Below are 23,968 nucleotides of genomic sequence, written 5' to 3' on the forward strand. Positions count from 1 at the left end.
CAGCAGTACCTCGCGGAGCTGGTGGCCGCCAAGCGCGCCAACCCCACCGACGACGTGCTCAGCGACCTGCTCGACAGCGACCTGACCGACGAGGAGCTGAAGGGGATGGCGCTGATCCTGCTGTCGGCCGGGTTCGACACCACCGCGAACATGCTGGCCCTGGGCACCTTCGCCCTGCTGCAGAACCCGGAGCAGCTGGCGGCGCTGCGCGCCGAGCCCGAGCTCGCCGAGGGCGCCGTGGAGGAGCTGCTGCGGTATCTGACCGTCGCCAAGCAGTTCACGAGGGTCGCGCTGGAGGACGTCGAGCTGGGCGGCCACACCATCAAGGCCGGCTCGACGCTCATCCTGTCGTACGCCACCGCCAACCGCGACCCCGAGCGCTTCACCGACCCCCACGCGCTCGACCTGCGCAGGCAGGAGGGCGGGCACCTGGCCTTCAGCCACGGCATCCACCAGTGCCTGGGCCAGCAGCTGGCCCGCGTCGAGCTGCGCGTCGCGCTCCCCGCGCTGCTCGACCGCTTCCCCACGCTGCGCCTGGCCGTGCCGGCCGACGAGGTCGCCCTGCGCCCGGAGACCGCGGACATCTACGGCGTCAAGAGCCTCCCGGTCACCTGGGACGCCTGACCACGAGCCCATGACGCGGCCGCGGCATACAGGTGCCGTAGCCCTGCCAGGCCCGATGTCCGGCACCCCGAAATTGTCCTTGCCCTCCGTCATGATGGCCCCTGCTCGTGTCCACGCGTGATCCCGAAGGAGCCGTCATGACTGACAACAACGCTGCCGGATGGTCCGATTTCGGGTGGGATTCCTGGACGGACCTCACTCTTGTCCGCGCCAGGCTCGACGCGGGCGCCGACCCGAACCATGGGGTCTACTCCTTCGAGCCGCCGCTGCACGCCGCGGCGGACCGCGGCTCGCCGGAGGTGGTCGCCGAGCTGGCCGGCCGGGTCGACGGCGTCGACGCGGAGTGCGAGGGCCGCACCGCGCTCTGGGAGGCGGTCTTCAACGACCGGCCCGAGAACGCCCGCGCCCTGGTGGCCGCCGGCGCCGACCCGTGGCGGCCGATGATGGGCGGCTGGTCTCCTGGCCGGCTGAGCCTGGCGGGCCCCTGGCCTGGCCTGTTCTTCCCGTTCCCGCCGGGTCACGCCGGCCTGACCGAGGCCGAGACCGCCGCCGTGGCGGAGGCCGAACGCCTGGCCGGCGCGCTGGGAGGCATCGGGTACGACGGCTACAGCCTCGCGTGCGTACGCGGCATCAGCGCCGCCGAGGCGGCGCGGCGCCTGGCCGCCGAGGCCGTCGACGAGGAGGAGCTTGAAGAGATCATGGAAGACCCCTCCGACGACGAGGCCATGCAGATCATCGGCTTCACCGACGTGCCCGGCGGCTGCGTCGTCAGCCAGGAGTGGGGATACATGTCCTCCACTCCCGGCGTCATGAAGGCACTGTCTGCGGGCACGATCGCCTATGGCATGTACGCCAACCCCAAGAGCGGCAACCAAGGCTGCGTCTACCGCGACGGAGAGGTCTTGGACTGGGACACCCACCCGGGCGGCGGCGATGTGTCCTCCACCGACTCCGCCGAGGAGATCCTGCTCAAATACCTGTACGTCGGCAACGCGGAGGCCTACTGCTTCGCCGGCGCGGGTCTACGCCCCACCGACGCCCGCGCGATCACCGAGCCCGACACGCACCTGCGGCTGCCGGAACGGGACTACTGGAGCTGACCACGCTGACCGTCAAGGTGCCAAAGCCCACACGGTCACCCGCCAGAGCGCCTCGAAGAGGACACCCGCGCTCATCTTGCTCGCCCCGCTCGTCCGGTCGACGAACGTGATCGGCACCTCCGTCACCGCGCACCCTTGACGCACGGCTCGCAGCGTGAGATCCACCTGGAAGCAGTACCCCCGCGACTCCACACCTCCGAGGAGGATCTTCTTGAGCGCGGCGGCCCGGTAGACGCGAAAGCCGCCGGTGGCGTCGGCGACGGGAAGCCGGAGCGCGACCCGTACATAACGGTTCGCGAGCCGGGAGAGCAGCTCCCGTTTCCGCGGCCAGTTCGCCACGCTCCCGCCGGGCACCCAGCGGGAGCCGATGACGAGGTCGGCCTGCTCCGCCGCGTTCAGCAGCGCGGGCAGCCGCTCAGGAGGGTGCGAGCCGTCGGCGTCGATCTCCACCAGCAGGTCGTACCCCCGGGCGAGTCCCCAGCGAAAGCCCGCCAGGTACGCGGCGCCCAGCCCTTCCTTGCGTTCCCGATGCAGGACGTGCACGCCGTCGAGCTCGGACGCGAGCCGGTCGGCGATCAGGCCCGTCCCGTCCGGGCTGTTGTCGTCGACGACGAGGACGTGGGCGGCGGGTACGGCGGCGCGGATCCTGCCGACGACGCCTTGGAGGGTGTCTCGTTCGTTGTAGGTCGGCGTGATGACCAGGGCGGTGCTCATGATCGCTCCTCAGCTCGCGTGCCGGAAGTCGGGCCAAGCGGTCGTCCACGGAGCCAGCGGTCCTGAGCAGACGGTGATGGGCAGGCCCTGCTCCTCGTTCGCGACTCCGGTGCCGTGATCGATGACCCCGGCGGAATCGCAGCCGGCGAAGCGCAGCCGCAGCCGCTCCGGCGACAGGCCCACGGCGACCACCGTCCGCGCCGTCTCCGGCGGCCGCCCTTGGTACCAAAGCTCGTTGTGGCCGCTGTAGACGGGAATGGCCGGCGCGAACCGGTCGAGCGCGCCGGCCTCGCCGTAGTTCGCGGTGAGCACGATCGTTCCCGGCGGAAGCGTCCGGTACACCCCGGCCACCTGGGCGGCGAAGCGCGGCCAGCCCACCGACTCCCTGGACACCTCGTTGGGCGAGAAACCGAGCGCCGACAGCGGGAGCAGCGGCAGCGCCACGACGATCCCGATGACCGAGCTGCCGAGCATCCCCCACCACACCGCTCGACGCCGGGCGACCCGGCTCTCCATCCACGCGGCGGCGGGCACGCAGCCGGCCACGAAGGCGAAGATCAGGCTCCCGGCGACATAGTCCGCCCGCCCTCCTGACGCCCAGCCGAGCAGGATCGTCACCAAGGTCGCGACAGCCAGTGGCCGGGTCTCCGGCCGCCCGCGCAGCCAGAGCCACCCGACGACGGCGATCGCGAAGGCTCCCATGCTGAGCAGCGCCACCAGCATGGGAGCGAACATGATCCGATTCACGGGTTCGCTGAGCGTGGCGGCCATGGTGAGCTGAGGCCAGCCGTTGACGGCCTGGTAGAGAAGGTTCGGGGAGGCGATGACAGCCGCCAGGAACGCCCCGGACCAGAACCACCTGTCGCCGAAGACGGCCCGCGGCCCCTTCACCGCCAGGCCGACGGTGATGAGCAGGCCGGTGGCCAGTCCGGTGATCAGCAGAACGATGAGGTGTTTGTTGAACGTGGCGGCTCCCGCGATGGCGCCGGCCGCCAGCCACCATCGTCCGTCGCCGCGCAGCAGGGCACGCAGCACACACAGGATGCAGGCCGTCCAGAACACGAAGTCGGCCGACTGGGTCAGCAGGGTGTGCCCGGCGACCAGGGGGAACATCCCGGTGCCGAGGCCGGCGGCGGCGAGCGTCTGCGCGTTCGCGCGGCCGCCGAGCTCCCGTGTGATCCCTGTACCGATGAGGATCAGCAGTCCCGCGCACAGCGCGGGGACGACCCGCAGCCCGACGATGGTGTCCCCGAACAGCTCCGTGGACAGCCGCGCCAGGAGCGGGGTCAGCGGAGGCTGGTCGAAGTATCCCCAGTCGGGAGACTGGCCGAGCATGCGGAAGTAGAGCTCGTCGCGGTGGTAGCCGTACCACGGGCTCAGCAGCAGCAGGGTGACCACGACGACGCCCGCGATGGGACCGGCGGTCCGCCAGGCGATCGCCGGGAGCGAGGGAGGGGTGATCCGAGGACGGGGGGCTTGAAGAAGCATGCCTCCACGGTTTCCGATGGCCCGCCGCCTGTCGTCTGGCCGGGAGCAGAACGTGGAGTCAGACCCCGGGCATAGGCGGCGGCTCCCCAGGGCGGACCACGCCGTGGTCGAACGCGAAGACGACCGCCGCGGCCCGGTCGCGCACCGCCAGCTTCGTGAAGATCCGGCCGATGTGGGTCTTGATCGTGCCCTCGCCGATCACGAGCTGACGGGCGATCTCGGCGTTGGTGAGCCCTCGGCCGATGAGCTTGAGCACGTCGAGCTCGCGGGAGGTGAGGTCGCCGAGCCGGCGCACCGCGTCGGGGTCGGTCACCGGATCCGCGCGATAACGCCGCAGGACCCGCCCGCAGACAGCGGGGTCCAGCCAGCCGTCGCCGGCCGCCACCGCCCGGACGGCACGCTGGATGTCCTCGGCCGGAGCGTCCTTGAGGCAGAATCCCGACGCGCCGGCCCGCAGCGCCGCCGCGAGAACGTTGTCCTCGCCGAACGTGGTCAGCACCAGGATGCGGGACGCCGGGTCCGCGGCCAGCAAGGCACGAGTGGCCTCGACCCCGTCCATCCGCGGCATGCGAATGTCCATGACCACGGCATCGGGCCGGACGCGCGCGACCTCCGCCAGCGCGGCCTGGCCGTCGGCCGCCTCGCCGACCACGTCGAACCCGTACGGCTGGCGCAGGATCGTGCGCAGTCCTGCCCTGGCGAGTTCCTGGTCGTCGACGAGCACCACCGAGATCATGCCGGCAACTCCGTCCGCACGACCCACCGGTCGTCCTCGACGCCTGCGGTGACATGTCCACCGACCATGCGCACCCTGTCGGCCATCGCGCGAAGTCCCATGCCGCCATTGTGCCGAGGTGGGCTGTCGGGCAATGAATTGGTGACCGTGCCCCACACGGCGCCTTCCTCCGATACGCGCAGCCGTACCTCGACCGAGCTCCGCGGGGCGTGGCGGCTCGCGTTGGCCAGGGCCTCCTGCACCAGCCGGTAGAGCACCATCCCGGTCGTCGGGCTCACCGCCGTCAGCTCACCGTCGACGCTGGACTCGAGTTCCAGACCCGCCGTCCGGTATTCCTCGAAGAGCTCGGGCAGCCGGGGCGCGGTGGGTTGGGGGGCGACGACGGCCGGGTCGGCGCCTTCCTCGGCGAGAACACGGACCACTTTTCGCAGCTCCGCCATGCTCTGCCGGGCCAGGCGCTCGGCCTCGGCGATCCCCGCCGCCGCGTCCTTGGGATCGTGTTCAAGTGCCAGCCGCGCGCCTCCCAGATGCAGCACCGTCACGGCGAGCGTGTGCGCGACGATGTCGTGCAGATCGGCGGCGAGCCGCTGCCGCTCGGCCAGCGCGGCGGCAGCGGTGGCGGTGCTCTCCGCGCGATGCAGCCGTTCGCCCACCTCGATGCGGTACCGCGCCGCCCAGCCGCTCCAGAAGACCAGCGTCACGGCGGCCAGCCAGTTGGGCCACCCGGGGTCCGGCGTGGTGAACGCCGCCACGGCCACCGTGGAGAGCGCGGCGAGCCACATGACAATGCCGGGCCAGAGCCGCAGGGTCAGCGCGACGAACCCGCTGTAGAGCGCCAGGACGAACCAGCCGACGCTGTTGACCGCGAGCCCCGTCAGCGCCGCGATGGCCGCGGGCACCAGGAGAGCGGCCACCTCGGCAAGCCGGCCCGGCGCCGTACGCACGATCACGAGACAGAGAACGACGAGGGCGCCCCCGCCGGCGAACGGCCACACGCAGTCGCAGCCACGCGCGATCGTCTGCGCCCACGACAGCCCGACCAGCAGGATCAGCAGCCCGAAGCCGGCCGGTAACAGCCAGCGGGGAGTCACCACCACCCGCCCATCGTAGGAACGGCCGGTCCCCCGCGCATCCACCCGGAGTGGTACCCGCCATCTGCCCAGGGGCAGAGAAGCGATCTGCTAGTCCTTCAGGCCCGCGCTGAGGTCGGCGTTCATCACGTACTTCTGGAAGATCAGGTAGATCACGACAAGGGGGATCATGGACAGGACCGACGCCCCGAGCAGGACCGACCAGTTGACGTTCTCCGCGCCCACGATGCTCGCGACGCCGATCTGCAGGGTGAACTGCTTCGGGTCGTTGAGGATCACGAGGGGCCAGATGTAGTCGTTCCACCGCCACTGGAACGACATGATGGCGAGGGTCATGATGATCGGCCGGGAGAGCGGGAGCATGATCCGGACGAAGGTCGACAGTTCTCCGCTGCCGTCGATGCGGGCCGCGTCCAGCAGGTCGCGCGGCACGCTCAGGAAGAACTGGCGGAACATGAAGGTGCCCGTCGCCGTGATCACCGAGGGGGCCACGACGCCGCCGAGACTGTTGTAGAGGCCCAGGTCGCGGACGATGAGGAACAGCGGGGAGAGGATGACCTCGCCCGGCAGCATCGTGGTGGCCAGGACGCAGATGGTGAACGCCCGCAGCCACCAGTTGGTGTACTTCGCCAGGGCGTACCCGCAGGTCGCGCTGGTCACGATGGTGATGAGGGTGGCGGACACGGCCACGATGAGGGTGTTGCCGAAGTAGCGGCTGAAGTCGAAGCTCGTCCAGGCCTCGGTGTAGCCGGAGATGGTCGGCTGCTTCGGGAAGATGGTCAGCGGATAGGAGAACAGCTCCCCCGCCGGTTTGAAGGAGCTGAGCAGGAACCACAGGACGGGAATGCCGTACAGGGCGACCATGAACCACAGGGCCGCCGTCGCCCAGACCTTCTTCGGCAGCAGGTTGTCCATCTCAGGAGTCCTTCCGGCGGTTGAGGACCAGCTGCACGATGGCGATGACCATCAGCAGCAGCATGAGCACGAAGGACGCCGCGCTCGCGTAGCCGATCTGGGCGCGGCGGAAGCCGGTCGTGAAGATGTACTGGATGAGCAGGTTGTTCTCGGTGCCCGGACCTCCGGCGTTCACCGCCTGGATGAGCGCGTACTCCTTCATCGAGTGCAGGGTGCTGAGCAGGATCACGATGAACGACGTGGGCGCGATCGAGGGCAGCGTGATGTGGCGGAACTTGGCCCACGAGCCCGCGCCGTCCAGGGACGCGGCCTCGTAGTACGCGGGCGGCACGTTCTTGATGGCCGGGACGAACATCAGCATGTTGATCGCGGTGTTACCCCAGGCTGAGGCGATGATCACGATGACCAGTGACAGGTTCGCGTTGGACTGCCACGGCACCGCCTCGCCACCGAGCGCGATGATGACGTAGTTGACCAGCCCGAAGTTCTCACCGAAGATCCAGCGCCAGATGACACCGGCGATGATCGGAGAGATGAGCCAGGGCACGAAGAAGATCACTCGCGCGACCGGCTTGCCCCGGGTGTACGGGCTGACGATCAGCACGGCCGCACTCAGCGCGGCGACGAACGTCAGCGGGACGACGGCCGCCGTGAAGATCAGAGTACGGATCAGCGCCGCGTAGAACGCGTCGTCGTTCAGCAGCCGCTGGTAGTTGTCCAGGCCCACGAACGGCGCCGAGCCGACACCCGTGTAGCTGGTGAAGGAGTATCCCACGCCGATGACGGCCGGCCAGACGAAGAAGAGCAGGAACAGGGCGAGGTTGGATGAGATGAGCAGCAGGGGCGCCAGGGTGTAGCGGTCATGTCGCCGGGTCCGCCGGCGGGACCACTGCCGCCACGCGGGCCGGGCCGGCGTCTCGTCGGCGCGCCCCGCCGCCTGTGGGACACTCTCCGCCATTGCGCTCTCCTCTTCCTTCCGCGTTCTTCAGCACTCGGCCCGCCGGCGCAGGGAGAGCGCCGGCGGGCCGAACGGTCAGCCGATCTGCTGGTTGAGTCCCGACACGATGTTGTCGACCGTCTTCTTGATGTCCTGCTGACCGTTGATCAGCTTGGCCATCTCGACCTTGGTCGGGTCGTCCTGGATGGACTTGCCGGCCAGCAGGAGCTTCGTCCCGCTCTGGAATCCCGAGGAGGAGATCGGGTCCGCCAGCTCGATCTCCTTGATGTAGAGCTGGAACGCGTCCAGGGCCGCCTTGTTCTTGAACGGGTAGTTCAGCGTGAGACCGGACTCCACCGGCAGGTAGCCGTTGACCTGCGCGAGCTTCGTGTAGTTCGCGGGCTGGAAGAGGTAGTCCACCCACTTCTTGGCGGCCTCGGCCTTGTCGCCGTTGTTGAAGGCGACCACCTTGCCGCCGAGGTTGATGTCGGTGGCGTGGACGGGGCCCGGCGTCGGCGCGCTGGCCCAGTCGAAGCTCGTGATGCTGTCCGCGAAGTCGGCCACCTGCCAGACACCGGAGAAGTACGCGACGACCTGGCCGCTCTTGAACAGGGCGTTCGGGTCGGCTCCCGCGCCCCAGACCGACTTCGGCATGACCTTGTCGTCGTTCAGCGAGGCGAACTTCGACAGCGCCTGCACGGTGGCGTCGTCGGGGGTGGCGTACTTGTTGTCCGGGCCGAGCTGGAAGCCCTTGCCACCGTGACCGTAGATGAAGGGCCTGATGCGCGCGGGGGACTGGTCGTAGACCAGGTCGTACTTGGCGCCCGTGGCGGCGCGGACCTTCTCGGTGGCGGCGAGGAACTCGTCCCAGGTCCAGGTCTGGTTCGGGTCGGCGGGAATCTTGACCTTGGCCTTCTCGAACAGGGACTTGTTGACGAACAGCCCGGCGGCCGTCAGGTCGGAGGGGATGCAGAGGACCTTGCCGTCCTTGACGGTGAGCAGGTCCTTGTTGATCTTGTTGGCCGGGGCGTTCGCCGTCGCGGCGAGGTCCTGGAGCTGGTTGATCCAGATGGTGTCGAGTGAGGGCACGCTGGCCGTGTCGGGCAGGGAGTTGGCCTGCGCCGCCTGGCGCAGCTTGTCCTGGTAGCCGTCGTAGGGGACGTTGACGATCTCGACCGTGACGCCCTCCTTGGCCTGGAACTCCTTGGCCAGGTCGTGGTAGCCCTGCGCCTGGGCCGTGCTCGCCGAGAGCCAGAAGGTGATGCTCTTGGCGCCGGAGTCCCCGCCCGAGCTCCCGTCGGAGCTCGAACCGCACGCGGTGAGGGCGATCGCCGCGGCGACGGTCACCGGCAGCCAGCGCCAGCGGGTGAGTCGTCTCCGGTGTGTCGCAGAAGTCGTCATGGCGTCTCCTCGAACGTCGTCTGCCTGTGGCGTGGGACGGTAACGGGAAAGCGTTTGCCTGGTCAATAGTCAGGACAAAAGCTCTTAAGATCTCCTGACATATGCACAACAGGAGAAAGTGCCTATAAGGCTGTGAACTGCGGTTTTATCCGGAGTGATGGGTGGCCGCGAGACGCAAACGCAACCTTCCGGGAACCCGTCCGGCGACGTACAGCCGCTCCCCCGACACCGCGTCGGTGCCCCCGAGGAACCGGTACTCCTCGCCGGGCTCGTAGCCGGGAACCGAATGGGAGGCGGCTGTCGACCTGTCGGGCACCGTGACCGTGATCGAGTCGTCGCCGACGCGATAGACCGCGGGCTCGCCCGGGTCGAGCTGCCAGGCGTGCTCGCTCAGGGGCATGGCGCCCGCCATCCGCCCGCCGGGCCGGAAGGCCAGCTCCAGCGCCCAGTCCACGGCCGGGCCCGCCAGGTCGACGGTCAGCTCGGCCCCGGTGTCCGTGATGGCCACGCGGACGGCGGTGGTCAGCGTGACCTCGTCCCGCGCGCGCCGGCCGAAGTCCATCGCCGCGCTGAACCTGCCGTCGTCCACCAGCCCGTAGTGGCCGCGCGCGTCGCGGTCCTGGTCCGTCATCGGCTGGTAGTAGGAGGCCGACACGGATTCGGCGAGCGTCGCGGACGTGCTCCCCCGATCGCGCTCGGCCAGCAACCGGTCGGCGCGGAACGGTCCAAGGCCGAAGAAGACCCGCGAGAGCCGCACGTCCCCCAGGACGGCCGCCCCGGCGAACAGGCGCAGGAACGTCGGGGAGTTCGCCAGCCCGGAACGCACGCGTCTGTGGCGCGGATAGTCGGAGCCGCCGAAGACCACGGTCGTCGTCGCGGGGCGATGGTCGACGAGCAGCCCCGCGGCGCCGAAGACGCGTTGCCGCGGTCTTCGGGGCGGGACGGGTTCGGGCAGCTCCCGCCCGATGCCGGGGTCGAGGATCAGCTCCGTGGCCGCGCGCGCCGGTGAGACGATCCCTTGGGACAGCGCGAGCCCGGCCGCCCAGGCGAGGTCGCCCCGGGCGCGCAGCAGCGCGATCCGGCGCAGCGGGAGCAGGTACGGCGCCAGGGGCAGCGGCTGCCGCTGGTCCTGGCGGCGCGACAGCACCGTCTCGACCGTCCCGTCCGGCAGGAGCAGATCGAGCGTGGCGTCCAGGTTCCGTTCGACGGCGTCGACCAGGTCGGGGCGGTCGAACACCTCGGCGATGGCCAGCAGTGACGGGTTCGACACGTACGCGGCGTAGTTGGCGCTGCGTTCGGAGTAGAGCCCGTCGTCGTCGATGTCGACTCCCTCGGCCAGCCATTGGCCGACCCGTTCCGCCAGCGTCCGGTCGGGCGCGAGCCGGTGCAGCCTGGCCAGGGCGGCCGAGATCTCCCAGCGGTGGTTGGGGGTGTGCACCCCGCCCCGCGCCAGGGCCGGGGTGACCGCCGCCAGCAGGTCGTCGAGCAGGTCCGCCAGCCCGTGCCCGGCGGCGCCGGGAGGGTCGCGCCGCAGCAGCCACAGGGCGTCGGCGAGATCGTTGACGCTGAAGGCGGAGTCCGGCGGGGAGTCGACGTTGTCGCCGCCGGTGAACAACCCGCCTGGGCCCTGCAGCTCGCGCAGCCGGGCGGCGAGCCGGGCCGCGTGATCGAGCGGCAGGCCGTCCCGCCCGTATGCGACGAGGGCCAGGATCCGCTCGGCCAGTTGGCGATGTTGCAGGTGAGCCCCGCCGTCGCCCTCGTCGAGTATCGCCTTGACCTGCCCGGAGAGGGCAGTCTGGACCGCCGCGGTGAACGCGGCGTCAATATTTCTGTCGTTCATCTCTTCATCGATCAGCCCATGAGCAGGTTCATCTGGAAGCTGTAGCGGGCCGCGGCGTAGATGTGCGTGCCGTACTCCACGGGCGTGCCGCTGTCGTCGTAGGCGACGCGCTCCATGGTCAGGACGGCGGCGCCCCGGCTCTCCCCGAGCAGCCGCGCCTCCGCCGCCGTGGCGTTGCGGGCGCCGACCGTCTGGGTCGCCGCGTGCAGCCGGATGCCGGCCGCCCGGATCAGCTCGTAGAGCCCCTGCCTCTCCAGCACGTCGGTCCTGACTTCCAGCAGTAAGGCGGGCAGGTAGTTGCGCATTTTGGCGAGTGGCTGGTCGCGGGCCGTCCGGAGCCGCACCAGCGCGATCACCGGCGTCCCCTCGGCCAGCCTGAGGGCTTCCGCGACGGCCGCGGAGGCCGGCTCGACGGTGTTGGACAGCACGGTCGTGGCCGGCTCCTGGCCGCTGCCCTTGAGGTCGTCGTACAGGCTGCTCAGCTCCAGCGGCCGCCGGACCTGGGACTGGACGACCCGGGTGCCCACCCCCCGTCGCCGCACGATCAGGCCCTTGTCGACGAGGAACTCCATCGCCTTGCGCATGGTGGGGCGCGACACCGCGAGCTGGTCGGCCAGGTCGATCTCGCTGTCGAGCTGGGTGCCCGGCGGCAGCACGCCGCCCGCGATGGCCGCCTCCAACTGCTGCGCCACCTGGAAGTAGAGCGGGACGGCGCTGGCCCTGTCGAGGTTGACGAGGGCGGCGAGCGACTCCGGCGGGGGGACTTGGGAGGGCATGATTGTCATTATGACAGGACTAGCTTACAAATAGACGCATTACGATGCCTCTCTCCGTCGTACGTGACGCCGACCACCTTGAGCAACCTGCGGCGGTGGTCAGCGGCACCCATCCAAACGCCCTGGAAAGAGCTGCGTCAAGACTTTGTCCTGACTTTCTCACCTATATTGTCCTGACAAAGATCGCACGTCGATGGGGAGCGTCCGGGTGTAGTGGACCCGGCCGAAGGCGCTGACCTTCACCGCCGCCCACCAGTGCGCCCCCGGCCGGGCGTCGCCCGGTGCCCGTACGGTGAAGTGCAGCGGGACGCGGCCACCGGCGGGAACGGCGAAGCCCTGCGTCCACGGGCCGGACAGCACCTCCCCGGCCCCGGCGCCCCACGTGCCGAACGGGCTGAGCAGTTGCGCCTCTCCGCGTACCTCGGTGCGCGCGTCGTTGACGAGCTCGACGCCGAGCGTCGCCCGCCCGCCCGGCACGACCTCCAGCCCGGCCGGGCCCAGCGTCACGGTGAGCGGCTCGCGGGGCTCCGGGTCGCCGACGGTCACGGTGACCACGTCCTCCAGGGTCTGGCCCAGTTCGTCGCGGATGCGGGCGGCGACGAAGTAGGTCCCGGCTCCGGCGTCGGCGGGTGGCCGCAGGACCGTCTCGAACTCGGCGTGTTCCCCCGCCGCCAGGTCGTACTTCAGTGAACCGGTCACCGCCCAGCCGTCCGGCGCGTCCAGCTCCACCAGGCCGGCGGCGGACCGGGCCGAGCAGGCGACGGTGATCCGTACGGTCTGCTCGTCGCCCGGGCCCACCCGCAGCGCCACCGGATGCGCGTGGACCGCGACCGGCAGGTAACCGGCCGGGGCCGGGCCCTTGTTGTGCAGCCAGTACCGGGTGAAGACCGGCTGGGCGGGTTCGACGTGGGCGGCCGCGTGACCCGGTGCCAGGGCCGCCCGCGCGCCCAGCGTGACGATCTCGGCCGGCCGCAGCGGGATCACCGCGTCGCCGGGCCGCTCACCGGCCCCTTCAAGCACCGCGTCGCCGAGCCGTTCCCCGGCCCCGTCAAGCACGGCGTCGCCGAGCCGCTCCCCCGCCCCTTCAAGCACCGTGGCGACCTCGACGTCGGTCAGGCCGCCATGCAGGCGTACGCGCGCCACCGCCGGCGACCCGGCCGACTCGTAGAGCCGCACGGTGACACCGGCCGCAAGGTCGAGGTCGCCGGAGAGCCCCGACGCCATCGGGTTCCCGCGCGGCTTCAACGCGGTCAGCACGACACTGGCCGGCTCGACCCCGCCGAGGCTCGTCCGGGCGGCCAGCGGACCCCGCGACGCGGCCACCTCACGCGCGAGCACCGCGTGGTTGACCTCCTGCCCGGCCTGTACGAATCCGGCGGCGCGCCAGTCACCGGCCCCGGCCACCAGGCTGTACTCGAAGGTGTGCGTCCAGTGCTGAAGGGAGAAGCCGCTGCCGTCGGGGGCTGTCCTGGCCGGGCCGTCGATCCAGACGCCGCTCGGCCATGCCCCGCAGGAGCGCATCAGCGAGACGTAGCAGGTGCCGTCGGACTCGGCCACGAAACCGGGCGTGCCACGGTTGACCACGGCGACCGAGTAGTCGTCGACCGGCTCCGCGGTGCCGGGCAGTCCGGCGGGGACGGGCACGTCGATCACCGAGTCGGCGAGGTCGTCGATGACACCCTCGACGGCGGGCCCGGCCACGATGAGCACGGGCAGATCGCGTACGCCGCGCAGGTCGGCGCCCGGAACCCAGGCCTCGCGCCGGGTGCGGCCGGCGGGCACGAACACGCGCCCGTGCCGGGCCAGTGCCTCCCGGCAGCCCTCCGGCGCTGCGTCGAGGACCTGCTCGGCGAAGGCGTTCGCGGTCCCGTCGCCGAGCACGATCCGTACGTCGGGCAGGTTGGAGTCGCCGTCGAGCGCGCCGTAGCGCGGGCCGTCCGGCCGGGTGAGCGTGGCGGTGACGCCGCAGGCGACCAGCCGGTCGAGCAGGCCCCGGACCCGGTCACCGTCCCCGGACGCCACCACCTCGGCGACCCCGATCGCGTGGTTCTCGCGGCGGCCGTCCGCGAACGACAGGGCGATCCGCGCCGTGGCCGACAGGCCCGCCCAGGTGTGCGCGGGGTTGTCCAGCGTGTACAGGTGCTCTGCCGCGTCGGAGTTCGGGAAGCCGAACGACCGGCCGATCGCGGCGAAGCCGACCTCGCTGACCGGCAGCGCGCCGGGCAGGTCGAGGTCGAACCGCGCCCTCAGCAGGTGGTCGCGGCCGATCGAGCCGTCCACGTGGGTGCGGAAGTCGATCCGGCCGACCCCGTCCCACAGGGTCGTCTCCTGGGTGACCCGCAGGTCGGCGAGGCGGGTGACGGCCACGATGCGGCGACCGACCGGAGACCTCCGTACGTGTACGGTCGTGGCCTGTTCCCGGGTGCCGACGCCGGGCCCCTTCGGGAGCAGGTGCCACGGGCCCTCGTGCCAGACCGGATGCTCCTCGTACTCGTCCTGCAGGTAGAGCTCGCCGCCGAGGCCGCCGGGCCGCAGCAGTTCCCGGCCGGTGCGCCGGTCGAGGACGCGGCTGAGCGCGCCGCCCCGGGCGGGGTCGGCTTCGATCAGGAACGTCTCGTTCTCGATCGCGGCGCGTCCGGGCTCCTCGGCCCACCCGGCGGGCAGATCGGGCGCCGGGGCCAGGTGGTAGACGCGGAAGCCCAGCGACGGCACGTCACGGGCGACGAACGTCAGGCTCAGCTCCGCCACAGAGCCGTCCGGGTGGCGCAGCACCCCCTCGGCCACCGCCGGGACGGGCTCGCCCAGGTCGTCGCGCAGCTCCGCGCCGGTCGTCCCCGGTTCGGGGAAGGCGACCCGCACGGTCGTGACGCCGTCGCGGTCCCAGGACAGCGTGTTGACGGCGAGGATCGCCCGGCCCGCGCCCCCGGTGTCGGCATCGGTGGAGGCATGGGCGGCGAGGCCCGCGATGGCGCCGTCCCGGGCCGCCGCGCCCAGCTCGTACGCCTCCCGCCAGCCCGCGAGCAGGTCCAGGTACACCTGGTCGGACTCGGTGCCGGTGATCGCGTCGTGGTGGGCGCCGTACGCCAGCAGCCGCCACGCCTTGTCCAGCGCCTCGCTGGGGTAGCGCTCGCCCAGCAGCGCGGCCAGGGTGGCGAGCCGCTCGGCGTCGAGCACGGCGACCTCGGCGGCCCGCTGCGCCTGCTTGGTGTCGATGTACGAGACGTCCTTGCCGGTGTAGACCGGGTTCATGTCCCGGGTCTGCGGGGTGATCCCGCGCCGCGGGGTCGCGGCGCGTACCGCGGCGAAGAACTCGCGGGGCAGGCCGACCCTGAACCGGGGCCACACGTAGCGGGCGGCCCATTCGCGGTGCACCTCGGTGCACCATCGCGACGGCAGGTTGTGGTCGTGCCCGACGGGCAGCAGGACGTTGGGGGTGGCCGCGACCTTCTTCAGCTCGCTGAACTGCAGGTACGCCTCGGCCATCGCCTCTTCGAGCGTCGCCTTGCGCTCCACGTCCCAGCCGGCGACGTAGTGGTTGGACATGTAGCTGGTGAGCAGCCCGCGCCCGGACGGCGAGACCCACTCGAACTCGCTGGCGAACTGCATGCGGGTGATGTCGCCGGTGTGCCGCTTGGCGCCGACCATGTGGAACGGCCCGCGCGCCCACGAGGCGGAGTCCAGCCCCGCGTCGGCCATCAGCCCGGGGAAGGCCGGGTCGTGGCCGAAGACGTCGAGCATCCAGGCGGTACGCGGGTCGCCGCCGAGCACGTCCCGCTGATAGCCGATGCCGTAGACCGCGTTGCGGATGGTCGACTCGGGGTGCGTCAGGTTGGTGTTGGGCTCGTTGTAGGTTCCGCCGACGAGTTCGACCCGTCCCTCGGCCAGGAAGCGCCGCACTTGCTCCCGCTCCCCCGGAAAGACGTCCCAGAACGGCTTGAGGTAGTCGATCTCGGCCAGGACGAACTTGTAGTCGTCGTCGTGCCTGGCCGCGTCGAGGTGCGCGCGTACCAGGTCGAAGGCGGTACGGACGAACGGCGGCCGCAGCTTGCCGACCCACGGCAGGTCGGGCAACTGGTGCCACACCTCGGTGAACCCGGCCTGGGTGTTCCACCAGACCGGGTCGTAGTGGAAGTGCGAGACCATCCACATCGTCCAGCCGGTGGCCGCCGCCTCGACGCTCCCGTCGAGAGTGCGGCGTTCGCCCGCGCCCTCCGCGACGGCGGTGACCCGCTGGACGGAGCCCTCCGGCCCGGTGATGAGCACCCCCACCTCGGCCTCCCCGTCACCGGTGACCGTCACGGGCTCGGGCGTGGTGACGGCAGGGCCCTCCACCCACACCCGTACCGGGCCCGGCACCTCGGTCAGGGTCACCCTGACGACCTGGCGTGGCGCGGACTCCGAGCCTATGAACAGATCAGTGCCCTGCAACGACGCGATTCGCATCTTCACTCCAGATCTCTGACCCGGGGTGGCGTCATCCGGCCTGTCGTGGATCCCGGGCTCGGGAAAGCGCTTTCGCGGATCATATAGAGCCCTGGTTCGACCCTGCTACCCGGTATGCCCAGATTCGCGCAGATCCGCGGGCGGCTGGGCGTCACTGTAGCCGCGCGCCTGGAGCGTGAACAGGCGCGCGTACCGGCCGCCGGCCGCGATCAGCTCGTCGTGGCTGCCCTGCTTGGCCGCGTCCCACCCGAGGCGCCCGCACCAAGCAGGGCGAGGGGCTTGGCGCCCGCGGGAGCCGTGAGGTCCACACTCACGCCCGCGACCTCCACGGGCACGGCGGTGAACCCGGTCGCCAGGTCGGCTCCGGCCGTGAGGGTGATTTCGGCCGTTGTCGGGCACGTCCACGGTGCCGCTCGCCGGAGGTGACCGTGATTCCGGCCGGTGGCTTGGCGGGCCAGGTCAGCGTGCCGCCCTTGCCGACCGCTCGGGCCGGTGCCGCATGTCAGGAGGTCGCGTCCGGCGGTGGGCCGATGATCTGGTAGCCGTGGCGGGCGGCCACCTCGGCCAACACGGCAGGGTCGACGTCACAGGCGGCGATGTCGGCGGCGAAGTGCTCGAAGCCGGCCGGCCAGGTCAGTTGGAGCAGTCGCAGTGGAGAGTCCTGGCGGTTGGCGAAGGCGTGCGGCAGGTGGCGAGGCAGCAGGACGAAGTCCCCGGCTCCGGCCTGCCAGGTCCGGTCGCCGCAGTACAGCTGGGCGGTTCCCGACAGCACGTAGAACGCCTCGTCGTCGTGCTGGTGCACATGCCAGGGAGTGGCGAAATTCGGCGGGCACTCCTGCTCGATCAGGGTCAGGGCCTTGCCGGTGTCCGATTCCCCCACCTTCACGGTCATCGTGGTGCCGAGGAACAGCTGAGTGGCACCGGCGCCGGCCGGCAGGTGGAGCGCGCTCATGACCGCCCCTGCCGGGTGTAGAGCCGGATCTCGATGCCGTCGGGGTCGGTGATGCCGCCGATCAGCCAGCCGACGCTGCCTTCGGCGATGTCGGAGTGATCCACGCCGAGCGCGTCCAGGTGATCGGACCAGGCGTGGAGCGCTTGCAGGGTCGGCACGGCCAACGCGACCGGATCGAACCCGCTCAACCCGGCGACCCGCCCGGGTTCCTCCCGCAGCGCGATCATGAGCGTCTGGCCCGCATCGGTCAGCGCCACGCCGCGCAGCACGCCGTCCTCGACGAACTCGATCGCCACCTCGAATCCGAGCACGCGCCGGTACCACTCCAGGCTCTTGTGCACGCTGGAGACGGGGAGCTTGACGTGATGGAACCCAGCTAAGAGCACCATGATTCACCTCTTGTAGTGCCACTCTAAGGTCATACTCTAAAGTGGTACTCTAAATCGATGGAAGACGTCAAGAGCCCGAAGCGGCGCTCGGCACAGACCAGAAGCCGGATCGTGAACGCCGCCCAAGGGCTGTTCGTCGGGCGGGGCTACGCCGGAACGACCTTCCAGCTGGTCGCCGACTCGGCCGAAGTGTCGGTGCAGACGGTGTACTTCCATTACGGCACCAAGAGCCAGTTGCTCAAGCACGTGGTCGACGTCGCCTCCGCCGGAGACGACGAGCCCGTGCCGCTCCTCCAGCGACCCTGGTTCGCCGCGTTGCAGGCGGCTCAGGACCCGAGGGAGGTCGTACAAGGATGGGTACGCCAGAGCGGGGTCATCCTCGACCGGGTCGCGCCCGTTCTCGCGGTGGTCCGCGACGCGGCGGCCGGCGACGCCGACATGGCCGCCCAGTGGGCCGCCAACAGCGAGCAGCGGCACACCGCCCATGGGTCGGTCGTCGCCGTCCTGGCCCGTCTGCAGGCCCTGCGGCCCGACCTGACCGAGCGCCGAGCCACCGACATCACCGTCGGGATCTTGTCGCCAGATCTGTTTCTGGTGATGAGGCGCGAATGCGGCTGGACCACGGCGCAGTGGGAGGACTGGGCCGCCGATCAGCTCTCCCACGGCCTGCTGTCCCGCTGACGATCAGAGTGCGCCGGGCCCACGCAGCTTGAGGTGAGCAGCGCCCGGCGAAGGCGGCGACCTCGGCGCTCGGCGCTGGTAGGCGGGGCGGTGGCCGCCGATTGAGGCATTTGCCGGATACGCCGTCACTCGCGACCGGGAATGCCGTGGGACCTGGGCTTTTGCAGCGGATTCCTTGGCCAATCAATGGATGAACGGCCGCCCATTACGGGATCCTTGAGCAGGCGAGAACGCCGCAGCCCGCCATACCGGCTGCCCCCCGAAGCGATCAACGAGTGCGATGGCGGATCCGTGGAACAGCTGGAATACCGAAGGCTCATCAAGGTTCTGGAGCAGGTGGCCGGGGCCCGGCAGGGGCAGCTCTATCCGGTGCTGGCCGAGGCTGTGGCCGTCCATCTCGGGTGGATCGACGCGTTCGTGGCCGAGAACCCCGCGTATCTGGCGCCGGGAAGCGATGGCGAGGAGCAGTACCTCACCATGTTCCGGCCGGACTTCGTGGAGGAATACGTCGAGCGCTGGCGCTTGACCAATCCGTTCGCCTCGCACGGCGGGATCGCCTGCCTGACCCGCCACGGCGTGGCGACCCTCGGACGGCTCCGCCTGCGCGCGACCGAGCCTGAGCGGGATTTCGCCGACACGTTCCTGCGCCGTCACGGCATCGACGACATGCTGAAGATCGTCGTCAGGTCCCCGGCCACGGGCGCGGTCAGCACGCTGGGGGTGCCGTTCGACGGTGATCGGCGCGCCATCGAGCCGGGCGACCTGCTCATGGCGGCCACGCTGGGCCCGTTGCTGAGCCCGTACTTCGACGCGAACCTCCTACCGGCACCTCACCCGCATCCTCGAGAAGACGGGATGTGACAGCCTGGCCGAGCTGACCGCCCGCTGGAAACGCCGCCCGATCCCATCACCTGCCGCCGGCGATCTCTCGTACGAGCAGCTCACGTACCTCGCAGTACGCCTTGCGCGCCTCAGTCCGACGACCGGTGTGGTATCCCATGGAAGACCGTGCCCGACGTCGCGCATGCTACGGTTTGCCCTTCCCACCTCGGGCTTCGCCGCATGCCGAGCGGCATCCACGGGCCCGGCGTCGGCTCGTACGGCCGGCCCATGCGACACCCTCATCTCTGGAGGAACAGCCAGTGGCGAAACTCGCGCCCGCCGGGGCCGGCTCGCGGACGGCTCACTTATGCGACGATGACGCGTCCAGCCGCATGGCGATGGCATGACGACGATGCTGGCAGGCCGCTATTCGCTGATGTCGCAGCTCGGCCAGGGCGGCATGGGCACGGTGTGGCTGGCCGTCGACGAACTGCTGCGTCAGCAGGTCGCCGTCAAGGAGGTGCGGCTGCCCCCCGATCTGGACGAGGCGTCCCGGGCCGAGCTGACCGAGCGGACCCTGCGTGAGGCCCGGGCCGCGGCGCGGCTGCGTTCGCATCCGTCGATCGTCACGGTGCACGACGTCGTCATGGACAGCGGCCGGCCGTGGATCGTGATGGAGCTGGTCAACGGCCGTTCCCTCGACCGGATCGTACGCGAGGACGGGCCGCTGCCACCCGCCCAGACCGCCTGGATCGGGCGGCACATGCTCGACGCGCTGGCCGCCGCGCACGCGATGGGGGTCCTGCATCGCGACGTCAAGCCGGGCAATGTCCTGCTCACCCAGGACGGGCGGGTGCTGCTGACCGACTTCGGCATCGCCACCGTGGCGGGGGACGCCGCGCTGACCCAGACCGGCCTGCTGAACGGCTCGCCCGGTTACATCGCGCCGGAGCGGTTGCGTGGCGAGGCCGACGGCCCGGAGGCCGACCTGTGGTCGCTGGGAGCCACCCTGTACATGGCGGTGGAGGGCAGAGCCGCCTACACCGGCCCCAACGCGGCGGCCGTGATGGCGGCCGTGCTGCTGCGCGAGCCCACGCCCCCGCAGCGGGCCGGCTCGCTCACGCCCGTTCTCGCCGCGCTGCTGGAGAAGGATCCCCAGCGGCGCTGCGGTCCCGCGCAGGCGGCGGCGTGGTTGCAGGCGGTGGCCCAGGGCGACGTCCCCGCGAACACCCGCCCCATGACCGGGCGACCCGCACCCGCGTGGCGCCGGTTCGCCGTCGTGGGCGGCGCGCTCGCTCTCGCGCTCTCCCTGACGACGGGTGCGGTGCTCTGGGGGATGACCCGTCCCGGAGCCGGTACGAGCGCCGAGCCGACCCGCGGCACGACACCGCCGACGAAGCCCGTGTCGTCCTCACCGGCCGGGAAACCGCTCTTCGGCACCGGCAACCTGCACTCCTGCCGGGTGCTGACCCCCCTTCAGGTCCGCACGCTGCTCGGCGGCACGCTCCAGAGCGACCACAAGGACCGGAAGATCTGCCAGTACTTCGGCGCCAACAGTTCCTACGCGACCGTCTCGCTCTACCCGGTCCCCACCCTCCAGGGGGCCAAGGCCAACTTCGTCGGCATCAAGCAGAGCTTTCAGGATCTACGGGACGAGCATCCGGACATCAAGTTCACCCGGACTCCGGTGGTCGGGGAGGAGTCGTTCGCGTCCGTCTACCGGGCGAACGGCACGTACGTCGCCCAAATGGTGTTCCGCATGTCCAACGTCACCGCCACGCTCAGCTACAGCGGCCCGCGGTCCGGAACGAAGGCCATCGGACGTGCGGCCGCATCTGTGGCCGCGGCGATGGAGGCGGCCCGCCCGGCACGCTGAACCTGAAATTTTCATCGGATACGACCCGCGCGAGCGGGTGATCCGGCGGCCTTGACCACCGTCCCTTACCCCGCCGCGCAAACAAACCATGCCGGTACGGGAACCACGTTCGACCAAGGCAATGCGTCGAGCCTGGATGAAATTCCACTCCACCAGCCCTTCGATGAGGCGATGTCCGGCAAGAAGACCCTCGCGATCGACAGAGGCAGGAAAGCTGACACCCTAATTGACAAGCCTCGGCGGCGTCATATTTGCTCTGTGGAATCACCGCTATCCCTCAATGGCACAGACGAAGGGATGAATCCGTCGGATGTTAGCGCTAACAACCTCGACTGACATCTCGAGTGATGCGAAACCGCCGGCAGGGGGCGGGAGCGACCGTGCGGCACCGATCGGCGGCATCTGGGCGCCCCCAAGGAGAGTCTCATGACAGCAGTCACCACCACGACGCCCCGCCGAACCACCCGAATCGTCGCCGCGCTCGCCGTCCTGATGGCCGGCGCCGGGGTCGGTGTCATGCTCGGCCTGCCTCGGGCGTTCGCCGCCGTTTGCGGAGAGGGCACCTTCCAGTCCCAAGTGACGGTCAGCGGTAGCACCTGGACCGCCCGCAACAGCGCCGGCAGCAGCGTCTACACCGGCACCGACTTCCGGGCGGCGGTCCAGGCCGGCATCGGCAGCCTCACGGCCGGGCGCACCTCGATCGAGCGGGTCGTCGTGCGCGGCAACGGCACGATGAGCGCCGGCACCCGGATCTCGCTGCCGAGCTACACCTCCCTGTCGGTCTGCGGCACGATCAACGTGACCGGCTCCGGCTCCGGCGACTACGCGCCGATCTACTCCCGCGGCACCACGAACATCGAGGTCCCGTACCTCAACGTCACCGGCACCCCGATCTACGGCATCTTCCTGCGCAACGTCACGAACGTCTGGCTCGGCCAGATCGACATGCGGCTCGGCGCGGGCCTCGGCGTGCGCATCGACAACCGCGGCGACACCAGTCAGTGGACCCGCAACGTACGGGTCGACAACGTGTACGTACAAGGAGCCAGTTCGCACGCGATGGAGACGTACGGCGTCGACGGTCTCACCGTCGGCACCGTGACGGCACGCAACGTCGGCGAGTCCGGCCTGCTGCTCAACCAGACCATCAACGCGACGGTCGGCACCGTCGACGCCGACAACGCCGGCGCCGGCACCGGGTACGCGGCCTTCCGCATGGCCAACCGCAACGGCCGGGTCGGCAGCGCCTACCCGAACAACATCCGGGTGGGCACCGTCAAGGCACGCGGCGGCGGCCGGGGCATCTTCTGTGTCTCGGAGAGCGGCGGCGCCACCATCGATCGGGTCGACATCGCCAACACCGGCAACAACTCGGTCCTGGTGGAGAACTGCTACAACGTCGTCATCGCCGGAGTGTCGGGCACGATCAGCGGCGGCGGCGAGGTCCGCATCGCGGCCCGTACGGAGTTCGCTCCGTCGTCGGACATCAGGTTCCAGAACCTGACGGTCACCAACACCGCCATCAGGTGGAGCCCCTGCACCGGCAGCAACAACACGATCAGCAACGTGACCCGCGTCAACTCGACGCTGTCCTGGTGCTGACCCAGCCGCGCCCGCAGTCCGCCGTCTGCTGCGGCTTTCGCCATCGAGGTGACGGGAGAAACCATGCGTAAGGTCCTCTTATCGATCGTCTCCGCCCTGATGACATCCCTGTCGCTGGTCGCCCCGAGCCCCGCCTCGGCCACCGTGACCGGCGCAACCGGCTGCAACGCCAGGGTCGCCAACGCGGCCGCAACCGCCGCCATGGCGACGACCACCGTCTGGATGGCCGGCGACTCGACCATGGCCAACCCCAGTTCCACCTGCCCCGTGGGCTGGGCCACCGAATTCGGCTCGTTGTTCCACAGCAACATCGAGGTCAACAACCTCGCCGTCGCCGGGCGCAGCATCCAGACCTGGCTCTACGAGGGCAACGTGACCTCCACCATCGGTTCGAACGGCGAGTGCGTCCTCAGCTCCACCACCTACTCGTCCCGATGGCAGCAGATGCTCACCGGCATGAAGGCCGGTGACTACCTGTTCATCCAGTTCGGCATCAACGACGGCTCGACGACCTGCCCGCGCCACGTCGGCACCGCCCGCTACCAGGCGCTGATGACGATGATGGCGCAGGCGGCGCTGGCCCGCGGCGCCCACCCGATCCTGCTCACCGCCGTCGCGGCCATCACCTGCTCGGGCAGCACCGCGGTCAAGAACCGCGGCTTCGTCTCCCAGACCACCGCCGCCGGCGCGGCCACCGGCTCACCGGTCATCGACCTGCAGACCCTCAGCGTCGACTACTACAACTCCCTGGGCCTGTGCCCCAACAACGGCGACTACACCTCCGGACCGGTCGGACAGTTCTTCTGCAACGACCACACCCACTTCGAGGCGTACGGCGCCCGCCGGATCGCCCGGCTGGTCACCGGCGCCCTGCGAACACAGAACATCCCGCTCGCCGGATCCCTGCTGTAACACCTGCCGCGCCCAACACATGGGCGATGTCCACGGCCCTTGCCGCCAACATAGGTCGGCTTGATCTCCTTCGACCGGCGCAGCGCTTACGTCAACCGCCCAACGGCAAAGCCACGCGTGGATCACTGGGGGCGTGGCGCCCGGCCACGCCCCCATGACAGATCACGAGAGGAAGCCGGCGCACGGGCCGTTGAGGATCCTGTCCTTCTGGGCCTGGCTGAAGGTGCAGTTCGGGCACCTGTACAGGGATGCCGCCATTCTCGCACTGCGTCACCAGATCACCACCCTCGAACGACAACTCGACGATGACACCGAGGTGAGATTCACCCGCAGGGACCGAGCCTCTCTCGCCGCATTCTCTGAAGGCGCCTCTGCTTTCGGAGGCGGACCAGAGCCAGGCACGGCGGCAGGGCTCGCTATGATCGGGCCCCGGCGGCAAGGGCCGCAGTGGGCAAGCCCACGATGCGGCTACCGACGCTGCCAAGGTATTCGCAACCCACTGAACCCTGAGAGAGTATGCGGCTGGGCGAAAGAACCTGCGCGTGCAGCGACCGGCGGGGGAACCCGATGGTCCTCATCATATACCGGGGCCTTACCTGAAATACTAGGTAGGCAAGGAAAGCGTCCGGATCTCCCACCATAGGCCAATAACTACATATTCTACTCGCG

The 23,968-nt window shown here is 70.1% G+C and carries 19 protein-coding genes; 7 read left to right on the forward strand and 12 right to left on the reverse strand.

Translation table 11 applies throughout. The features are described from left to right. Together ABZS69_RS49605 and ABZS69_RS49610 are read left to right on the forward strand one after the other, a co-directional pair. On the forward strand, window positions 1–624 hold a 624-nt coding region (locus ABZS69_RS49605; RefSeq protein WP_355386645.1), incomplete at its 5' end, for a cytochrome P450. A 137-nt stretch (window positions 625–761) separates the two neighbouring features. Further along, window positions 762–1,724, forward strand: coding sequence for a DUF6461 domain-containing protein (locus ABZS69_RS49610; RefSeq protein ID WP_355386648.1), 963 nt, complete (start codon window positions 762–764; stop codon window positions 1,722–1,724). A 12-nt stretch (window positions 1,725–1,736) separates the two neighbouring features. On the opposite strand, the gene ABZS69_RS49615 is transcribed toward ABZS69_RS49610, so the two are convergent. The 12 genes from ABZS69_RS49615 to ABZS69_RS49670 all read right to left on the reverse strand — a co-directional run bounded on the left by ABZS69_RS49615 (window position 1,737) and on the right by ABZS69_RS49670 (window position 17,406). Continuing rightward, entirely contained in the window at window positions 1,737–2,438 is a 702-nt protein-coding gene (locus ABZS69_RS49615) for a polyprenol monophosphomannose synthase (protein WP_355386651.1), read from the reverse strand. Between the two features lie 9 nt (window positions 2,439–2,447). Continuing rightward, window positions 2,448–3,926 (reverse strand): glycosyltransferase family 39 protein, encoded by a 1,479-nt coding sequence (locus ABZS69_RS49620; protein ID WP_355386654.1) that lies wholly within the window; start codon window positions 3,924–3,926, stop codon window positions 2,448–2,450. A 58-nt stretch (window positions 3,927–3,984) separates the two neighbouring features. After that, a complete protein-coding gene (locus ABZS69_RS49625; RefSeq protein ID WP_355386657.1) occupies window positions 3,985–4,662 on the reverse strand; it encodes a response regulator transcription factor in 678 nt (225 codons plus the stop codon). Further along, entirely contained in the window at window positions 4,659–5,759 is a 1,101-nt protein-coding gene (locus ABZS69_RS49630) for a histidine kinase (protein WP_355386660.1), read from the reverse strand. Before ABZS69_RS49630 ends, ABZS69_RS49625 begins: the two co-directional genes overlap by 4 nt. Window positions 5,760–5,843: 84 nt before the next feature. Then, window positions 5,844–6,668, reverse strand: coding sequence for a carbohydrate ABC transporter permease (locus ABZS69_RS49635; RefSeq protein ID WP_355386663.1), 825 nt, complete (start codon window positions 6,666–6,668; stop codon window positions 5,844–5,846). Window position 6,669: 1 nt separating this feature from the next. Further along, window positions 6,670–7,626: a sugar ABC transporter permease gene (locus tag ABZS69_RS49640; RefSeq protein ID WP_355386666.1), complete on the reverse strand. Its 957-nt coding sequence runs from the start codon at window positions 7,624–7,626 to the stop codon at window positions 6,670–6,672. Between the two features lie 75 nt (window positions 7,627–7,701). After that, window positions 7,702–9,006, reverse strand: a complete 1,305-nt coding sequence (locus ABZS69_RS49645) for an extracellular solute-binding protein (protein ID WP_355386669.1) — start codon at window positions 9,004–9,006, stop codon at window positions 7,702–7,704. Between the two features lie 145 nt (window positions 9,007–9,151). Continuing rightward, complete coding sequence (locus ABZS69_RS49650) at window positions 9,152–10,846, reverse strand: hypothetical protein (protein ID WP_355386672.1); 1,695 nt, start codon at window positions 10,844–10,846, stop codon at window positions 9,152–9,154. Between the two features lie 11 nt (window positions 10,847–10,857). Further along, window positions 10,858–11,622 (reverse strand): GntR family transcriptional regulator, encoded by a 765-nt coding sequence (locus tag ABZS69_RS49655; RefSeq protein ID WP_355386675.1) that lies wholly within the window; start codon window positions 11,620–11,622, stop codon window positions 10,858–10,860. Window positions 11,623–11,781: 159 nt separating this feature from the next. Beyond that, window positions 11,782–16,065: an NEW3 domain-containing protein gene (locus tag ABZS69_RS49660; protein ID WP_355386678.1), complete on the reverse strand. Its 4,284-nt coding sequence runs from the start codon at window positions 16,063–16,065 to the stop codon at window positions 11,782–11,784. A gap of 502 nt (window positions 16,066–16,567) precedes the next feature. Then, the gene (locus ABZS69_RS49665) at window positions 16,568–17,017 is read right to left on the reverse strand and encodes a cupin domain-containing protein (protein ID WP_355386681.1); all 450 of its coding nucleotides are present in this window, start codon (window positions 17,015–17,017) and stop codon (window positions 16,568–16,570) included. After that, complete coding sequence (locus tag ABZS69_RS49670) at window positions 17,014–17,406, reverse strand: VOC family protein (protein ID WP_355386684.1); 393 nt, start codon at window positions 17,404–17,406, stop codon at window positions 17,014–17,016. Before ABZS69_RS49670 ends, ABZS69_RS49665 begins: the two co-directional genes overlap by 4 nt. A gap of 57 nt (window positions 17,407–17,463) precedes the next feature. On the opposite strand from ABZS69_RS49670, the gene ABZS69_RS49675 reads away from it, so the two are divergent. The 5 genes from ABZS69_RS49675 to ABZS69_RS49695 all read left to right on the forward strand — a co-directional run bounded on the left by ABZS69_RS49675 (window position 17,464) and on the right by ABZS69_RS49695 (window position 23,299). Next, a complete protein-coding gene (locus ABZS69_RS49675; RefSeq protein WP_355386687.1) occupies window positions 17,464–18,087 on the forward strand; it encodes a TetR/AcrR family transcriptional regulator in 624 nt (207 codons plus the stop codon). Window positions 18,088–18,378: 291 nt separating this feature from the next. Beyond that, window positions 18,379–18,948, forward strand: a complete 570-nt coding sequence (locus ABZS69_RS49680; RefSeq protein WP_355386690.1) for a hypothetical protein — start codon at window positions 18,379–18,381, stop codon at window positions 18,946–18,948. A 364-nt stretch (window positions 18,949–19,312) separates the two neighbouring features. Further along, window positions 19,313–20,785 carry a serine/threonine-protein kinase gene (locus tag ABZS69_RS49685; RefSeq protein WP_355386693.1) on the forward strand — a complete coding sequence of 491 codons (1,473 nt, stop codon included), beginning with the start codon at window positions 19,313–19,315 and terminating at the stop codon, window positions 20,783–20,785. A 426-nt stretch (window positions 20,786–21,211) separates the two neighbouring features. Continuing rightward, on the forward strand, window positions 21,212–22,387 hold the full coding sequence (locus ABZS69_RS49690; protein ID WP_355386696.1) for a hypothetical protein: 1,176 nt from the start codon (window positions 21,212–21,214) through the stop codon (window positions 22,385–22,387). 63 nt (window positions 22,388–22,450) lie between these two features. Continuing rightward, window positions 22,451–23,299, forward strand: coding sequence for an SGNH/GDSL hydrolase family protein (locus ABZS69_RS49695; RefSeq protein WP_355386699.1), 849 nt, complete (start codon window positions 22,451–22,453; stop codon window positions 23,297–23,299). Window positions 23,300–23,968: the final 669 nt, after the last annotated feature.

Origin of the sequence: Nonomuraea sp. NPDC005650 (assembly GCF_040605375.1) — a bacterium.
Lineage (GTDB): Bacteria > Actinomycetota > Actinomycetes > Streptosporangiales > Streptosporangiaceae > Nonomuraea.

Excerpts from the sequence above, each read along its gene's own strand:
- ABZS69_RS49610 (WP_355386648.1), top strand. The coding sequence starts at position 762 with ATGACTGACAACAACGCTGCCGGATGGTCCGATTTCGGGTGGGATTCC.
- ABZS69_RS49615 (WP_355386651.1), bottom strand. The coding sequence starts at position 2,438 with ATGAGCACCGCCCTGGTCATCACGCCGACCTACAACGAACGAGACACC.
- ABZS69_RS49620 (WP_355386654.1), bottom strand. The coding sequence starts at position 3,926 with ATGCTTCTTCAAGCCCCCCGTCCTCGGATCACCCCTCCCTCGCTCCCG.
- ABZS69_RS49625 (WP_355386657.1), bottom strand. The coding sequence starts at position 4,662 with ATGATCTCGGTGGTGCTCGTCGACGACCAGGAACTCGCCAGGGCAGGA.
- ABZS69_RS49635 (WP_355386663.1), bottom strand. The coding sequence starts at position 6,668 with ATGGACAACCTGCTGCCGAAGAAGGTCTGGGCGACGGCGGCCCTGTGG.
- ABZS69_RS49640 (WP_355386666.1), bottom strand. The coding sequence starts at position 7,626 with ATGGCGGAGAGTGTCCCACAGGCGGCGGGGCGCGCCGACGAGACGCCG.
- ABZS69_RS49645 (WP_355386669.1), bottom strand. The coding sequence starts at position 9,006 with ATGACGACTTCTGCGACACACCGGAGACGACTCACCCGCTGGCGCTGG.
- ABZS69_RS49650 (WP_355386672.1), bottom strand. The coding sequence starts at position 10,846 with ATGAACGACAGAAATATTGACGCCGCGTTCACCGCGGCGGTCCAGACT.
- ABZS69_RS49655 (WP_355386675.1), bottom strand. The coding sequence starts at position 11,622 with ATGCCCTCCCAAGTCCCCCCGCCGGAGTCGCTCGCCGCCCTCGTCAAC.
- ABZS69_RS49660 (WP_355386678.1), bottom strand. The coding sequence starts at position 16,065 with ATGCGAATCGCGTCGTTGCAGGGCACTGATCTGTTCATAGGCTCGGAG.
- ABZS69_RS49665 (WP_355386681.1), bottom strand. The coding sequence starts at position 17,017 with ATGAGCGCGCTCCACCTGCCGGCCGGCGCCGGTGCCACTCAGCTGTTC.
- ABZS69_RS49670 (WP_355386684.1), bottom strand. The coding sequence starts at position 17,406 with ATGGTGCTCTTAGCTGGGTTCCATCACGTCAAGCTCCCCGTCTCCAGC.
- ABZS69_RS49675 (WP_355386687.1), top strand. The coding sequence starts at position 17,464 with ATGGAAGACGTCAAGAGCCCGAAGCGGCGCTCGGCACAGACCAGAAGC.
- ABZS69_RS49685 (WP_355386693.1), top strand. The coding sequence starts at position 19,313 with ATGACGACGATGCTGGCAGGCCGCTATTCGCTGATGTCGCAGCTCGGC.
- ABZS69_RS49690 (WP_355386696.1), top strand. The coding sequence starts at position 21,212 with ATGACAGCAGTCACCACCACGACGCCCCGCCGAACCACCCGAATCGTC.
- ABZS69_RS49695 (WP_355386699.1), top strand. The coding sequence starts at position 22,451 with ATGCGTAAGGTCCTCTTATCGATCGTCTCCGCCCTGATGACATCCCTG.